Source organism: Bacillus cereus group sp. MYBK79-1 (genome assembly GCF_051915365.1).
Classification (GTDB): domain Bacteria; phylum Bacillota; class Bacilli; order Bacillales; family Bacillaceae_G; genus Bacillus_A.
This window is the reverse complement of the sequence record NZ_JBQAEO010000006.1, coordinates 192,828-208,751: the sequence shown is the minus strand read 5'-3', so window position 1 is coordinate 208,751 and position 15,924 is coordinate 192,828. Positions and strand designations below refer to the sequence as shown.

Sequence of the window (15,924 nt, the reverse complement as noted above, 5' to 3'; positions counted from 1 at the left end):
TGCAAGGCGTCTTTAGTAATGTCTTTTTTAGGTACTGATGCGGTAAGTCAAAAAGCGGAAGCCGTACCGCTATAAAAACGTAAAAGGGTAGCTAGACCGCCGCAACCACTAGCGCTATACAATTAACGTAATTCCGTTCCCTTACGTGTATAGGTCTAGTGGGTAGCGCACATAATCGGCTAGGGTGGTGTTTGTTGCGATTACGATCGCAGGAATCAACGAAAGATATCGCATACAGGGGCAAACTTGTATGTAGAAAGTCGTTGAGTACGGAAGTACACGGGCAGGAACGGCAAGTACTAGAAACCTCGTTATGCGTGACATGACGCTAGTTTGATCCGCTTCTCTATTCGCATTTACTGCGAGTAGGGAACGAACTCGCGCCTATTTCCTGTTATCGCTCCATTCTGCTAGTAAGTGCGTCACCGATTGTCAATAGCATAAATTCGGTATTAAACGCCACTAGCGGAAGTTAGTTGGGTATCGGAGGACAACACAGGGCGCTATAAGAGGTGGAAGACTTACGCATCATGAAAAGACGACTAAATATACGACAGTATGCCGATAGAGGCGAAAATATAAATGAAACGCTAAATAGAATAGCGCTATTAGCTAAAAAAGAAGTGGAAGATTATTACATGGGAATATACAATAATAATAAATATAGAACGATGATAAAAGCGCACTACATACCGCTGATCGAACGACTAGCCAATGACAACTGGCATCGTATAAACAATGAAACACATTTTATTGAGGATTGTTATCGTAGGATAAGATATGCGATAAGAACGTTTGATATAGATCGGAGAGATTTCGATAAGAGGGTTAAGTACTTTATTTATAGAGCGTTACGAGATTATTGCGGAAGAAGAGGGGAAAAGCGAGATAGGTTAGCGCTTATAGGCGATACTCAAGTACTTGAAACATTGGGGAATTGCGCTGAGAGTACGGAAAATAAAGCAATCTATAATGTGATGGTGAAAGAAGAGATTTATACAAAGTTATGTGAGAGAGAAACAGATATTGTTGTGCTAGACGCAATGATACACACGGCAGAGCATTACGATAAGGTTACAGAGGCTGAAATTTCTAGAGTATTGTCGAAAAAGACGGGGCGATCATTTGATGTCGCTAGAGGTAAGCTAAGGAGCTTTAAGGTGAGGCTGCGTAAAAGGGACGTTAGAAAGGGGGCAGTACTATGAGAAACAAACGTAAAGAGAGGTATCTAATCATATTCGCATTCGTATTTATGTGCGCAGCGAAGGCGTTTGGTAATTTATACGTAGCAGCTTTTGGTGTTGTATTCGCGTTATCGGTAGGATTAGCGTGTTTAACCGACATCATATCGAGAAGAAGAGGCAAAGATACTCGAGAGTGATCGCGTAGGGGATACATTCATTTATTTTCAAAAAGGGGATGGAGATTGTATGCGCATTAGCACAGAGAGGAAAGCAGAGTTGTTTGAAGGGCTTTTAAATCGTTTACGAAGTGACCAAAATATCATGGTAGGTAGTTCTTCACGATTTAACTTATCTAATGTAAATACGATAAGGAAGCTACATATTATTAGCGATATGGGCACTAAAACAATCTATTGTCGTAAAGAAGAAGTAGCGAAAGAGTATATTCAACCTTTGAATTCAGATAAAATACGCCTGTTTTCAGGTGGAGTTTGTAGATTATGTGTGAAAAAGTGGATTAAAGAGGAGTTTGAGAAGTTATTGCAGGAGGAAAAAGATAGATAGGAGTTGAGTATCTATGGGCGAAGACAAAATAACTCTAACTATGTTAGCGGTACTAACTGTAGCGCTGGTGTTCATCGGCGTATCGTCTAAGTTTGATAGCCTTGCCGTTGATATTATCGCCGTATTATTCCTGTTGATATCTACTGCGATAGGTGCAGCAATTCTAACAGAACGTCGTAGGAAACGCAGAAAGAATACACGATAAGTGAGACAAAGGGATATGTTTACTTTTGAAAGGGAGTACAAATATAAAAACTCGACCACCACTTAAGGCAGTCGAGTTCGTATTCCGATAACTTATAGTTAGCGAAGGCAGTAATATTTCACAAAAAGTTATCTTGTTTATTGCACCTATCTATATTATATGTATCTTTGAGGAAATTAAATGATTTATCCTTTAGATAAAAGCTCAAATGTGGATATTCTAAATTAAATAATAAATAATTAAATAATCCCCAAAATAAACTTTTCACTTTAGTTTCTGAGGTTTCTTTAATCCTCTGGAATATATATTTTTTAACATTTTGTGGGAGTAAGTCAATAATATCCTCTATCACTCCTTCATCTAACTCCATTTTTAGATCATGTGCTAATTTATTTCTTAAGCGGTTTACTTTTGAAATTGCTTGGTACGTTTCTAATTCAATAAAACCAATACTTCTAATTAGTTCAAGTTTTTGAGAAAAATTAAATATATTCATTTTAGGGGTATTTGGAAAAAAATCTACAAGCATCTTGTTCATTATTGATTCTAAATATAAATGACCTTTAATAAAAATATATAACGGTTCCTGATTTTTCATGTCACTAAAAAATTCATGCATAAAATCAAAGTGTTTATCTATTTTCTCTTTCATTTCCAAGTGATGTTCCCCCTTTAGACATAAGTACAATTAATAATATTTAATTCTATCACACGAAAAGTACACAAAAAAGACCGCTTATAGAACGGTCTACGTCTCTAATTACCTATTTTACTATCAATATATTGCAAAAGAACCCTCGATAAATTAATTACTAATTTCGCCTCATTTTCTTCTATTATTTCTGCATTTGGATGTGAGTAACTTAATCTATTACGTACATCATTAATGTTATGTAACGCTTTTCCTATGGCATCTACACACTGGTTAATTGGTTTATAATGCTCTTTCACATTCACACTGAATTTCGGGTGTTCTTGCTTAATCTTACTCCATAAATCTTGTATTTTGGGATCGGCTGTTGTGCAAGTTAGTCCTTCATTCATACAAATATTTTTTAGGTATCCATGTAATGCAGCATGTACTCTATCAATAGCACTACTAAAAGAATGTTGGTTAATTAATGTTTCTGCGTGGTTAAGTACTTCTTTTACATACTCAAAATCATTTACAAGCTTACCTAGCTCAATTAACCCTTTACCTTGTAACTCATTAGTCCATTTAATAATTTTTTCATGTAGTTCTTTCTTTTTTTCAAAATCAAATTTCTTTAAGTAACCATTCTCAAATGAGTCTTCAAAATTACTTAACGGGCATCTTTCTAAAACCCCTTTTAAAATTTTGGCTTGATCCTCAGGAGAACAGTTGCCTAAAATCTGAATAAATCGCTCTCTTGTTGTCCCTGGATAGTCATTCGGATTTATTGCAAGACCGCAATAACGTGGATAAAAATCTGCGTGACTTGCATAAGAAAAATCACCCAAATAACCGTTATTTACCCCAATATAAGAAACTACACTATATACCTCTTTTTCTCCTAATTTATTCATAAAAAAGCCACCTTTGTATATTAGTCAACTAAACCATTATACCTAAAAGTGGAAATCTATTAAATCTATTCTATCTCTTCTTGCAATAATATCACCTACGCACGGAAATCGTGCATCGTAATCACAACGCAACATCTAACAATGGGAAGTATTGATTCTGTTACGTACATATAGGAGGGAATGACTATGATGTTTATATTATAAAAATTGGTTGTCACTTCGGATTTTCTACTGAAAAGATAACTGCGTAACACAAAGAGCCGCTTAATATAGCGGCTTTAATCGTTATATGCTAGATTCAGAAATCACCTTACTGCTACGAATTCATTTACAAGTCTAGCTCTACCTTCTTTTGGATATGCGTGTCTTTCTAGAAATTCTTGATGCCACGTTCTATCCTGGACGCTTAAATCCTCTATTTTATATCCTAAATAAGCGTTCAATTTATCCCGATTCAACTCAATTTCATGAACTAATCCTTTATAAGGAATACTGATTGAAACGTTATCTAAAAACGAAAATTGGCGTAGTAGGCGAGCGCTTTCTTGAGTTAGTATTTTATTAATCTTGTCGCCTGTTCCGAAATACTCTTCGTATGCATTAGCGTCATTACCCGTTTTTTCATTTAGTGCAACATATTCTTCAAAAGAATTAACGTATTGAATGTTGACGTTTTTAGAATCCTCGCTTATATATACTTCCTTTAGAAATGGGCTTCCTTGTATATTCTTTATGTACAAACGTAATGTGGGATGTCCTTGTGTAGCATCGATTACCCATGTTTTCCCTATCTTTTTTGATAATACATCACCTTTTGCGCATATATTTTTTATGTATCCAGGCGACAAGTTCCATAAAACCGCAGCTTCTTCAACTCCAATTACTTTATTTAAAATCATTTGAACCCTCCTGATTAGTGCGATAACGCACGTTTTTATTGTTAATCATATGTTAACATGCGTTATCGCATTTGTAAAGTGATTAATGTATGTACACTATTAATAGTTGAGGGAAGAGTGCGAGCATAATACGAGATATGAAGGAAGAACAAAAGATCAGCGAAAAGTAAAGCCACTGGCTACGATAGTCACTATCGCTAACTTCAATGTAAACTCGGGTAATCCTATCGGTGAAACGGCGAACCCCTTGCGGCTCCAAGGTTTACGATGGTTTACGTGTAACGGAAATAGTTACATTCGTTTACGTATATACGAAACTCATAGGGATCGCTATACTTCGCTACATTTCGGTAGTAACCGCTAGTGATTTCTCATAGATTGCGTGTAGTTGTCGGTGTATATCGATACATATACGTAGTACTTCGTATAGATCGGTAGTTATCGTAATACATCAGCACGCCGCCGTATTGGAAGAGGACTTTGAAACTCAGGGGGTACACTGATCACGCAGCAAAAAAGACACCGATCAAATATCGATGCCCTCGCTTTTTAATTTACGTGCGTGTCGTTGTAATGTGCTCATTGATATATTCGTAACTTCCGACAATTGACGGAAACTATATTTCATTTCCGTTTTCAATCGCATAGCCTCGTCAAGTTTCTTATTAGCGTGTACTTTTGGGCGACCTTCCGTAAAGTTCGGGTTCTGTTTAGCGATTTCCTTACCTTCTTGTGTTCTCTCTACGATAAGGCTGCGCTCCATTTCTGCTACGGCTAACATTGTTTGTATAAAAAATCGTCCCATAGTCGTATTTTCTAATAGACCGACGTTTAAAATGTGAACTTTAACACCTCTATCGAATAGATCTTCGATTATTGCGATGCCTTCCTTAGTATTACGCGCTAAACGATCCAGTTTCGTTACGATAAGCGAATCCCCTTCGCATAGTATACCGAGTACCTTCGTTAATTCGGGTCGATCGGTAGTCGTGCCCGTGAACTTTTCCGAATAAATAACTTCGCAGCCCTCACCGTTTAAAGTTTGTAATTGTGATTCAAAATCTTGATGTTTCATACTCACACGGGCATATCCATATTTCATTATAATTCCCCATTTCTGCGCCGTACCTTTTGACATAAAGATATGACATAATTTGATACCCCCATATTACTGCACTCTAATTATTGTGTCAATACCTAAGAGTTATGACATTATACGCAGAGCGCATTGTATATCGAATAGGGCACACCATATATCGTATTTTCTAGTGACCACACCGAAGTATGTTTATTTCACAACCCCGCTATACTATTTCACAATAGGCGCATAGGGTATCTTAATCCCCCGATATACCTACTGATATATAACAAGCCCGCCATATGATCGCACACATAGTTGATATAGGTCGGCGCTCATTTTTTCTATATAATCGTTGTCACTTCCATTTCTGCGCTCACGACGAGAGCCTACACACCAATAGATCGATATGTCTACAAGAATACACTGTATACCTATACGTTACCATACCATGACATCATGCGGTCATATCGCTTCACGTAACGACTGCTGCTTATTTGTATTCGAATCAATTTGAAAGCTGCGTAAAAGAATTGTGAGAAGAATTATAAAACATTTGTCTTCCGTTTTCTTTGATCGTTGTCTTCGAAGTGATTCGTTTATCTTTCTTCTATATAAAGGAATAAAAGATTTAATTAAACTTCTTTCTTCGTTCTCTCTTCGATTAACAAGCGAATTCACAACGCAGTTAACAAAGCTATTAACAAAGTCTTCTAACAAGCGAGTGAAAGAGTTGAAGTGTTCGCCGTCAACATTCCGCAGCAAGTCGAAGAGAATTGACAAGCGAGCACACCGCGCCGCCGCCCAAAATGAAAAATTTCCGCTGACCTCCAAGCCACCACCGAGACCCCCCGCATCAGACCGTCAAACAGAGCGCGCACCATTTTTGAACCGAGGGGTTTATACGCAGCGACTATCGATTTCACCAACGCCAATCAAAACCCAGCGTTTACACTTCGGAAAAAATCCGCTCACATATTGTGGAACCTCAAGGTGTCGTATTCGTTCTGTATGCGCCGTCTAACGCATTTATATCTACTGTTCGTTAAAACGCCATACAAGCGAATGTCGTGCGTATGATTAACGATTTAGCGCATTAACCTAATTTTAATAGATATCGCCCTTATTCTCGTAAGCTAGCGTTTATATAAGTGTCAGGGAAAACGAGCGATACAGAAAAATAAATTATCGACGTTAACCCAAAACGAGATAGTGCGAGCGTTTATGTACGAGTAAGCATAAAACGCACAACGAGGCAGCGGGGATATATTATATAAATTCTCTTCGCTATTAAATTACTTAATACCATATATGCGTATCTGTAAGAATTCGTTTTTTGAATTCGAAGCAGAAATATATTTTAAAGATCTATTTTAAAGATTTATTTAAATATATATTACGTATTCGGCTCGATACCTAACAGGGATTCGGAAAGATACCTACTAGTATTTAGTTCGATACCTACTAGTATTCGGAAAGATACCACACTACAAAGGAGAGGTTAAAGAATGGTAGACAACAAGAAAAAGAAACTCGAATCAGCATTAGAAATACTAAATAAATTCGCAACGCAGCCGACATTCAATAAAAACAATTTTGACGACGGCGTTCGTTGGACTCGCATTCCTAGCGATCTTCGTTACTATCTATTCTTATCGGACTACGGCGTCAGAGAAGCGACATTAATGCTTTATATGATTTTAGTCGAATATTTCAACGAAGATGACGGCTGCGCCTATCCTACACAGACTCAACTTGCATTACAAATGAATAAGAAGCCCAACGCGATAAAGGGTTACATAAAAATACTGAAAGACGTCGGACTAATTAAGGTCGTATCGCGAGGAAAAGGGTTTTCAAACCGATATCTTCCGTTACAACCGTTAAAGAAAGACGCTCTTCTCTCTCGATTCTCGCTAGCTAAAGAGAGATATACGAAGTTATGCACAGAATTAAGGGATCACGATATACGCGATATGGAGCGAATGCCAGATCATATGAAGGCGAATAGAGAACGAAGAGAAGGCGAAGGGATATCGCTTTAATAGAAACATACGAAGAAAGGGAGATCGACCATCGTTGAATATGCGAATAGTAGACGACTAAAACAAAAATTCGGAGGTAAGAAAATGAGAAATAGAAAACAATGTTCATATTGCAGAAAAGTTAAAAATCTAGAGGGATTTCATAATCACGCGCGGACGTTCGACGGAAAACAAACAAGATGCAAACCATGTAATGTAGCTTCAAAAACAACGAATAAATGGACGCTAATTATTCAGATCGAAGTCAATGGAGAGATTATAAATCACCGAGAATGCAAAGACTGCGGCGATACGCTACCGTTAGGTAGTTTTTACGGAAACGGACGCGGCGGTTTTAGACCACGCTGCAAAATGTGCTATAACGCGAGATTAGAAAGATCAAAGGCTATGCGTCAGGCGTTAACGGCTGAAAAATAAACAATGCAAACCGTACTATAGAGAAAAGCAGCGAAAAGGCTACGCCATTAAAAAGGCACTCAATGGGAAAAGAGATGACGGAAATGTATCGTAGTACGGAAACTGCGTCGTAAATAAAACAAATAACTTATGTGGAGGCAATACAAATGAGAAACAAAAAACATCGAGATTCTGATATAACGGCACTCTTAGCGGAAGCTCGTCAAAAGTATGGCGACGATTTTGTTCTTGTAAATACTGCCAGCGAAGTAAATCCAAATTGGACGATCAAACATCAGCCACCAAAAGGAAACGGTGGTATTCGTTCTATATAGGACTGCGTAGATTAAGCGGGGAAGATGCGGGATCTGTCCGAAATAAAAACAATAAAATAAAAAAATTTCAACACATATACAATAAACGACCGATTAGTTACACATATATTATGAGGAAACAAGACTACTTTTAGTTTTCGGACTTAACATGCAGACTTTCTAGGTTTTATATGTGAGAGACTTACAGTGGATCAGATCCCTTCTGATTCTTCTTATTTGGTTCGCTACCTTGCAAGCGGACAACCTGTCGAATCTGAGCGCTTTTGCAGCCACATTAGCGCTTCTTTTTTTACAATTAAATACCTAATTAAGCATATATGAAACCTAAATAAGAAATTGAAAGGACTGATTTATAAAATGAATGCAGATCAAATCAAGTTAGCTAGAGCAATGGCAGGGGTGTCTCAGACTGAATTTGCGAAGATGCTCGGCGTAGATCAATCGAATCTCAGCAAATGGGAACGGGGCGTTTTGAAGCCTAATAAGAAGAACGTTAATAGAATCGTTAAGCTAGTTGGTGAGGAAAATATTCGTAAGCTAAGCGCGTTGGTGCACTCATTAACTATGACGGAAGTACAAGAAGCTATCAAACAAAAATTCCAAAATAAGAAAGGGGAGTAAAAATATGAGCAACGTAAGTAAGCAAAGAGGTGCTATTCGCCCTCTACTCGTAACGAATTGCCACGAACTATACGGAAAGAAGTTCTTCTTAACAGTCTTATACATCGATGGTCAACGGGTCAATGAATACCTGCAAGCTGAAGAAGATATCACGAATCTTAACGAAAGGTATCGTGAATACATTACAGAAAGCGGCTATAAATGTAACAAAGTTATCGATGTTATGACAACTACGGAATACATATATGTCTCAACATTAGGCGATACAGGTTTGTTAGGTCATATCGTATCTGCCGAAGAAACAAGCGAAACGTACCGCGTGTTTGAAACAGGAATGGTACGCGATACGTTAATCGATTTATATAACTTAGTAGATCCTACGACACTACCAAAAGAGCTGATTAAAGAACCGAACAGACTAGAAAAGATATTAATCGCAGTTCTACGAAAGATTGCGGACGGATTAAATAACTTATCTATGAAATTACAAACGAAAAGGGGTAAATAATGATGGAAAACAGATTCGAACTAAAGTGGGACTTATTAGACGATTTTCATACGCAAGATGAGAAAGCTAACGAAATTAAAGCAAGGTACGCCGAGAAGGTTGAAGATGCTAGGCAAAAGGTAGTAGATGCGCGAACTAAATATGAAGTTACCCTACAACGTGAATTCGCAGGTGAGTCGGTAGCGATAGAAAAGAAAAAGGCGATTGCAGATGTAGAAAGGGCAGAAGCAGCGTTACGATTAGCGGAGGAAGAGCAAACAAAGGCGATCAACTATGCTCGTACATATGCATCGGGAACTATTACATATTCAGACTTATCGCGAGATTTTAACAAGAACCTAAAGGGTGAAATTTTCGACGAATACGCAAAACCGCTAATCGAAAAGGCACGAGAAGCTTTATTCAATTATTACAATGCGCTAGCACAGTACAGTCAGTTACATGAAGACGTCGATCGAGTAACGGATTATTTAAGAGAAATGACGAGAAATAGCAAGGGGGCACACTGTGTAGCCCTGAATCCCGTAGACTTCCGAAAGCTACCGAAACCAACGGATCAGGTGTTAATCGACGTACAACGATTGAAGTGTGTACCTGAGGGGTTTGATGGGACGGAAGAATTTATCTTAGACACACTCGCAAAAATGCATAGCTAAACTACACAATATTGCTACGTTCGGTTTTAAAGGATAGGGGGTGATTGCAAATGACTAACACAAAAGATCCAATCGTAGGAAGAACAGAAGAAGAGATCCGCCGAGATGTCGAAAAGGTGCTTAAGGAAAGTGAAGCCGCTAAACTATTCGGCGAATACCCTAAAAGGGTTATAACTGCGCGGGATATTGTAGGTTAAATTACACGATAAATATACATAGAAAAAACGCCAGAGGCGCTGCTCATTACGAGCGGTGTCTTTTTGTCGTGCATCAAAACGAAGGGAATGATTAAAAATGGCAAACGCGGGCGAAATAAAGGCGAAACTCGTACTAGATAACGCTCAGTTTAGGCAGGGCGTTAGTCAGGCAAGGCAAGATATGCAAGGACTGGGACAAGGGGCGCAAAGCTCGTCGCAAGGTATGTCGATGTTAAACAAAGCGTCGGCAGCGGCGGGCGTCGCCGTAGTAGCTGCGGTAGGTGCTTCCGTTAAAGCTGCGGCAAACTTCGAACAGTCAATGGCGAAGGTAAAGGCGATCTCAGGAGCGACCGATGCGGAATTTAAACAACTAGAATCAACTGCGAAGCATCTAGGATCGACGACGCAGTTCTCAGCATCGCAGGCAGCCGAAGGGCTTTCTTTCCTATCACTCGCAGGATTCAAGGCGCAAGATAGTATCGACGCAATTCCATCCGTTTTAAACCTAGCGGCAGCAGGTGCGATCGATCTAGGATCTGCGGCAGACATCGCATCAAATATTATGACTGGGTTTGGATTATCCGCGCAAGACACGCAACATGCGACGGACGTACTAGCGAAGACGTTTACGACTGCGAATACCGATATGAATCAACTAGGAATGGCTATGAAGTACGTCGCACCAGTAGCGAATGCATTAGGTTGGGATATCGAAGATGCAGCGACGGCAGTAGCGAAAATGTCTGACGCAGGTATTCAAGGATCGCAAGCAGGTACGTCATTACGTGCTGCATTACTATCATTAGCGAATCCAACGGGACAAACGGCAAAAGCATTCGACGCGCTAGGAATAAGCGTAGTAGATACAAATGGACAATTCAAGCCACTTCCCGAATTGATCGGACATATTAGCGGAAAGATGGAAGGTATGACAGATGCACAGAAAACCGTAACGGCTGCGCAATTAGTAGGTACGGAAGCGTCTGCGGGATTCTTAGCATTACTAGCGCAAGGGCAACCCGCATTACAAAATTATAAAACAACGTTAGAAGAATCGGGCGGAACTGCGGAACGTATAGCGAAGATCCAACAAGATACGTTAGTCGGCGCATGGAATCAAGTTAAGTCAGCTTCCGAAGGTTTAGCGATCAATCTAGGGCAAGCGTTAATACCTGCATTTACTGCAACGGCACAAGGGGCAGCGGTATTGATTGGCGGTTTAGCACAATTAGATCCTGCATTCTTAGCGGGTGGACTAGCAGCGGCAGCATTCGCAGCGGGCGCGATGTTAGTAGCGAATAATATTTCGAAGGTCGTAGCCGCGGTTAAGATCTTAGGAACTGCGCTTATAACGAATCCTGCTACGGCATGGATTGCGGGCGTATCGTTAGCGGTCGGCGCATTAACTACGGTTCTTATGAAGGCGTCAGGATCTGCGAGAGAGTACAAAGAAGTATCGTTAGATACGTATAAATCGTTAGGCGAGCAAGCCGACGGAATGTACCAATTAGCGGACAGACACGACGCATTAAAGAAGAAAATCAACCTAACAACGGATGAAATGTTACGCTATCGCGATCTAACTACCGAGATTCACAAGGCGGAAGAGGGCGATTCTAAGCAAAAACTTATCAATGAGTACGAGCAGTTAGGTAAAAAGTCAGGCGCTACAAAAGAGGAATTAAACGAATATCTAGAAGTTAACGCGGAGATCATAGCAAAAGCACCCGCGACAGAACAAGCCTTCGACAAAAAAGGAAATGCGATCGCTAAAACTTCCGACGAAGCTAGGAAACTAGGTGATTCGTATAAGGAAATGCAACGAATCGAATTAGAATTACAACAAACGCAACTTATGATTAATCAGAAAAAAGATCTAGAAGAAATGATAGAATCTGCGAAGAATTATAACGAAGCGTTAGAAGATCGTGCGGACTTAGAAAAGAATCAAGCCGAGGCGCAGCGTCTTTATAATAAGGCTAAAAAGGAATATAACGAAGCCGTAGAACGTGGAGACGAGCGACAAATAGAGAACGCGAGTCAATACCTAGATCGTAAGCGAGAAACGTTAACGGCAGCAAATACGGAATTAGCCGTAAATAAAGCTGCGGGAACAGAGTTAAAAGGTCAATTAAATGCAGCGCAGCAGCGTTTACAAATGAGTGAAAAAACTACGAATCTAATTATCGAAGAACATGCGGCAACTGTAGGGATTACGGGAGCGGTCGGAGAGTTATCGGGGAAAGTAAACGAGAAGTTATCCGCCGAGGAAAAAGTACTCGCTGAATTAGAAAAGCAGAAGATCGCCAACAACGGATTAAACGACGAGCAAAAGCAACAGTACGACGCAGCTTCTAAAAACGTCGAGAAGTTAAAAGAGGCGAAGACGGCGATCGATCAGGCTAAAGAGAATCACGCGTCTTATAAGCAAGGTGTCGAAGAGACTACGGAATCTATCGAATTAATGAACGACGCACTAGAAAAGCCTACCGATAAAAAGGTAACTACGAACATCGATGAAGAGAAGAAGAAAGCCGACGATCTTCAAGAGAAGGCGGAAAAGGACGCAACAAAGAAGACGAAGGGCGATAACTCTCACGTTAATGCGGAGATCGATAAGACCGACAAGAAGGCGCAGAAGGAAAACACGAAGAAAACGCGCGGTGATAATTCGCACGCTAACGCCGAGATCGATAAGACCGATAAAAAGGCGAAACAAGATAATACGAAAAAGACGAAGGGTGACAATACACACGTCAATAACGAAATCGATAAAACCGATGCGAAGGCGAAACAAGATAATACGAAGAAGTTAAAGGGCGATAATTCGGATGCTAATTCGAAGATCGACGACACAGATCGCAAAGGTAAGCAGGAAGTGACGAAGCCTTTAGATATGGACGACAAGCAGGCGAAAGCACGCCTTGACGAAATCAAGCGAGAGGCAACTAAATCCGAAACGAAAAACATCTTCCTTAACATCAAGGAATCTATTACACGTACGGTAAACAGTATCTTCGGAAATGCAGAGAAGCGACATAACGGCGGAACGGTTCATCAAGTAACGAAGCGACCTAAGTTTCACAATGGTGGATCACCGCGAGGACTAGTCGCAAATCGTCCGAAGTTCGACGAGGTAGATGTTCGGCTACTAAAAAACGAGATGGTACTAACGCAGTCTCAGCAGGCGGGATTATTCAACTTTATTCGTACTGCGAATCGTCCGACTACGGCAGCAACTTATGGACAAGGCAAGGGCGAACAAAGCAGCAGCGGCGATCGTCGAGTAACAAATCATTTCCATATCGCAGAGATGAACGTACGCGAAGATCACGATATCGAAAGGATTGCAGCAGAATTAAAACAAATGGAGCGATCAAAAGATCGGGCAAGGGGGCGATAGGTTAGCGGAAATGGGCGGGGAAATCCTCGCCTTTCTTTTATTTTATCGACTATATGCGGAAAGTGAGATGCCGAGATTAAAGAATCTAGGCGATTAGCTTTTCTATCGTGGATAATGATTCGTTTAAATGCGTTCTATTTCTTTTCATGTAGATTAAGAGACGGCGAACGTAGGAGAAATATGTGATAACGCTAGTGTAGAAGGTACTTTTGTACTTGCGTATTCAGCTAATGGCGAGATATAATATTACATATGTAAAGAAGCGAACGTCTACGTGTTGGTGTTCGTATCCTACGTTTAACTTTCGGTAAGAACAAATCGGAAGAAGACGGAGGCAAACCGTTGATATTATCATAATCTCATGCGCCCATAGCTCAGTCGGATAGAGCGGTGGTTTCCGGTACCACGTCTGCCGGGGGTTCGAATCCCTCTGGGCGCGTCAAAAAGTCCTAACTTACGTTTTGTAGGTTAGGACTTTTTTTATTTCCCTCTTGTTATATCTAGTAATAAGATTTACTATTAGTACTTGATAATAATTTTTACAACTTATTATTTTCTTTCAATATTATTCAAATTTCGGTTGTAAGTTGTAAATCTCATTAATACATATAAATTAATAATATTTTGGAATGGGTGTCTGTGATAGCATTCTCCTTTTACCAAACTTATTGTACAATAGAAACAAGGGGGAGATTAGTTTGAAGGCAAGTCTTTTACAAGAACAAAGCTTACGTTTGGCAATGACACAAGAGTTAAGGCAAGCGATTACAATGCTTCAGTATAATGTACAAGAATTATCGGAGTTTTTGTATGAGCAATCGTTAGAGAATCCCCTTATTGAGTTAGGTGGTTTTGAGAGGGAGAAGAAAAAGAGCTCTAACAACAGTAAAAGTACCAGCAAACAAGTCGAGAATCAGATGGAAATCTACAGTGTGGATTCTACAACGATTCAGCAACATTTATTAAATCAAGTACAGTATTATAAAATAGAAGAAGAAGAGCGAAAAGTAGCTTCTTTCATTATTATGAACATGGATGGAAATGGGTATTTACAAGAAACGAACGAAGAGTTAGCGGATCTCCTTTCTGCACCGCTTCATGTAGTCGACCGCTCTGTAGAGCTTGTCCAATCACTCGAGCCAGCAGGGGTAGGAGCACGTAATATTCAGGAATGTCTAACTTTGCAATTGAAGCGCTTACAAAGACGGAATGGGTTAGCAGAAGAGGTTATAGAGGATCACTTCGCTTATTTCGTGAAGAAAGATTGGCGAAAGCTCGTTCAAGTATTGAAGTGTAGTAATGAGGAATTGCAATCGGCGGTGAACTGTATAACGTCATTACAACCAAAACCAGGTCTTGCGTTTTCTTCTGATAAACCACTTTATATTGTGCCTGATATGGCGGTAAAAAAAGATGGTGATCGTCTCGTTTTACAAATGAACGAGAGAAATATGCCGAGAATTGAAATTCATTCTGAGTATAGTGCGCTTCTGAATGATAGTGAAAGTGAAGTAGCATCTTACGTGTCAGAAAAGTATCAGCATGTGCAGTGGATTATGCGCAGTTTAAAACAGAGAAAACAAACGCTTCTGCAAGTAATGACTATTATTATGGAAAAACAACGGGATTTCTTCTGGGAAGGTCCAGAACATTTAAAGCCACTTGCTTTAAAAGAGGTAGCGGAAGAGTTAAGTGTGCATGAATCTACAATTAGTCGTGCGACGCGAAATAAATATGTGCAAACACCACACGGTTTATTTGAGATGAAATCGTTCTTTAGTAATGCTGTTTCGACTACTGAAGATGAAGCAGTTTCTACAAAGCGTGTGAAACGATTTATTCAAACGCTTGTTGAGGCGGAGAATAAGAAAAAGCCACTTTCAGATCAAAAGATTTCAAAATTATTAGAAGAAGAGCATGAAATCGTTATTTCTCGAAGAACAGTGGCGAAGTATAGAGAACAAATGCACATTCCAGCGTCATCATTACGAAAAACGATCGGATAGGTGAAGAATATGAAAGTTGTACTGTATACAAAAGAAGATTGTGGCCTTTGCGTGCAGGCGAAACAAGTTTTACAGGAAGTAAAATGTGAATATTCTTTTCAAATCGAGGAAATAAATATATATGAAGATAATGACCTTTTAGAAAAATATCACTTAATGATTCCGGTTGTAGAAATAGACGGAAAACAAGTAGAATATGGTAACATTCACAAAGGTGTCATAATAAACTATATAAACAATGCAGTTAAGAGTTGAATAAGTTTCTATCTCCTGTTACAA

General features: G+C 39.5%; 17 protein-coding genes and 1 tRNA gene. 14 read left to right on the top strand and 4 right to left on the bottom strand.

Features of this window, described 5'->3' with window-relative positions:
* Positions 1 to 530: 530 nt before the first annotated feature.
* Genes ACTFOB_RS13030 through ACTFOB_RS13015 form a run of 4 tightly spaced genes read left to right on the top strand, consistent with a single transcriptional unit; the run spans position 531 to position 1,953 of the window.
* Positions 531 to 1,205 carry a hypothetical protein gene (locus tag ACTFOB_RS13030; protein WP_440026317.1) on the top strand — a complete coding sequence of 225 codons (675 nt, stop codon included), beginning with the start codon at positions 531 to 533 and terminating at the stop codon, positions 1,203 to 1,205.
* On the top strand, positions 1,202 to 1,381 hold the full coding sequence (locus ACTFOB_RS13025) for a hypothetical protein (RefSeq protein ID WP_440026316.1): 180 nt from the start codon (positions 1,202 to 1,204) through the stop codon (positions 1,379 to 1,381). The genes ACTFOB_RS13030 and ACTFOB_RS13025 overlap by 4 nt, the downstream gene beginning before the upstream one ends.
* Positions 1,382 to 1,430: 49 nt before the next feature.
* Complete coding sequence (locus ACTFOB_RS13020; RefSeq protein WP_440026315.1) at positions 1,431 to 1,748, top strand: hypothetical protein; 318 nt, start codon at positions 1,431 to 1,433, stop codon at positions 1,746 to 1,748.
* A gap of 13 nt (positions 1,749 to 1,761) precedes the next feature.
* Positions 1,762 to 1,953, top strand: a complete 192-nt coding sequence (locus ACTFOB_RS13015; RefSeq protein WP_440026313.1) for a hypothetical protein — start codon at positions 1,762 to 1,764, stop codon at positions 1,951 to 1,953.
* Positions 1,954 to 2,071: 118 nt separating this feature from the next.
* Here the strand turns inward: ACTFOB_RS13015 and ACTFOB_RS13010 are convergent, their stop codons facing one another.
* The 4 genes from ACTFOB_RS13010 to ACTFOB_RS12995 form a co-directional block, all read right to left on the bottom strand.
* Positions 2,072 to 2,611, bottom strand: a complete 540-nt coding sequence (locus ACTFOB_RS13010; protein WP_270729480.1) for a hypothetical protein — start codon at positions 2,609 to 2,611, stop codon at positions 2,072 to 2,074.
* 98 nt (positions 2,612 to 2,709) lie between these two features.
* Positions 2,710 to 3,501, bottom strand: coding sequence for an abortive infection family protein (locus tag ACTFOB_RS13005; protein WP_098770542.1), 792 nt, complete (start codon positions 3,499 to 3,501; stop codon positions 2,710 to 2,712).
* Between the two features lie 305 nt (positions 3,502 to 3,806).
* Complete coding sequence (locus tag ACTFOB_RS13000) at positions 3,807 to 4,400, bottom strand: hypothetical protein (RefSeq protein ID WP_440026311.1); 594 nt, start codon at positions 4,398 to 4,400, stop codon at positions 3,807 to 3,809.
* Between the two features lie 526 nt (positions 4,401 to 4,926).
* Positions 4,927 to 5,502 (bottom strand): recombinase family protein, encoded by a 576-nt coding sequence (locus tag ACTFOB_RS12995; protein WP_440026402.1) that lies wholly within the window; start codon positions 5,500 to 5,502, stop codon positions 4,927 to 4,929.
* A 1,484-nt stretch (positions 5,503 to 6,986) separates the two neighbouring features.
* Between ACTFOB_RS12995 and ACTFOB_RS12990 the strand changes: the two genes are divergently transcribed.
* The 10 genes from ACTFOB_RS12990 to ACTFOB_RS12945 all read left to right on the top strand — a co-directional run bounded on the left by ACTFOB_RS12990 (position 6,987) and on the right by ACTFOB_RS12945 (position 15,900).
* Positions 6,987 to 7,523, top strand: coding sequence for a helix-turn-helix domain-containing protein (locus tag ACTFOB_RS12990; RefSeq protein WP_440026309.1), 537 nt, complete (start codon positions 6,987 to 6,989; stop codon positions 7,521 to 7,523).
* A 563-nt stretch (positions 7,524 to 8,086) separates the two neighbouring features.
* Complete coding sequence (locus ACTFOB_RS12985; RefSeq protein ID WP_440026308.1) at positions 8,087 to 8,254, top strand: DUF4148 domain-containing protein; 168 nt, start codon at positions 8,087 to 8,089, stop codon at positions 8,252 to 8,254.
* A gap of 357 nt (positions 8,255 to 8,611) precedes the next feature.
* Positions 8,612 to 8,875 carry a helix-turn-helix domain-containing protein gene (locus ACTFOB_RS12980; protein ID WP_440026306.1) on the top strand — a complete coding sequence of 88 codons (264 nt, stop codon included), beginning with the start codon at positions 8,612 to 8,614 and terminating at the stop codon, positions 8,873 to 8,875.
* A 4-nt stretch (positions 8,876 to 8,879) separates the two neighbouring features.
* On the top strand, positions 8,880 to 9,383 hold the full coding sequence (locus ACTFOB_RS12975; RefSeq protein WP_440026305.1) for a hypothetical protein: 504 nt from the start codon (positions 8,880 to 8,882) through the stop codon (positions 9,381 to 9,383).
* 2 nt (positions 9,384 to 9,385) lie between these two features.
* A complete protein-coding gene (locus ACTFOB_RS12970) occupies positions 9,386 to 10,039 on the top strand; it encodes a hypothetical protein (protein ID WP_440026303.1) in 654 nt (217 codons plus the stop codon).
* A gap of 50 nt (positions 10,040 to 10,089) precedes the next feature.
* The gene (locus tag ACTFOB_RS12965; RefSeq protein ID WP_440026301.1) at positions 10,090 to 10,236 is read left to right on the top strand and encodes a hypothetical protein; all 147 of its coding nucleotides are present in this window, start codon (positions 10,090 to 10,092) and stop codon (positions 10,234 to 10,236) included.
* A 97-nt stretch (positions 10,237 to 10,333) separates the two neighbouring features.
* On the top strand, positions 10,334 to 13,639 hold the full coding sequence (locus ACTFOB_RS12960; RefSeq protein WP_440026300.1) for a phage tail tape measure protein: 3,306 nt from the start codon (positions 10,334 to 10,336) through the stop codon (positions 13,637 to 13,639).
* Positions 13,640 to 14,002: 363 nt separating this feature from the next.
* A tRNA-Arg gene (locus ACTFOB_RS12955) sits at positions 14,003 to 14,078 on the top strand.
* Positions 14,079 to 14,337: 259 nt separating this feature from the next.
* Positions 14,338 to 15,645: an RNA polymerase factor sigma-54 gene (gene rpoN / locus ACTFOB_RS12950; RefSeq protein ID WP_440026298.1), complete on the top strand. Its 1,308-nt coding sequence runs from the start codon at positions 14,338 to 14,340 to the stop codon at positions 15,643 to 15,645.
* A gap of 9 nt (positions 15,646 to 15,654) precedes the next feature.
* Complete coding sequence (locus tag ACTFOB_RS12945; RefSeq protein ID WP_440026297.1) at positions 15,655 to 15,900, top strand: glutaredoxin family protein; 246 nt, start codon at positions 15,655 to 15,657, stop codon at positions 15,898 to 15,900.
* Positions 15,901 to 15,924: the final 24 nt, after the last annotated feature.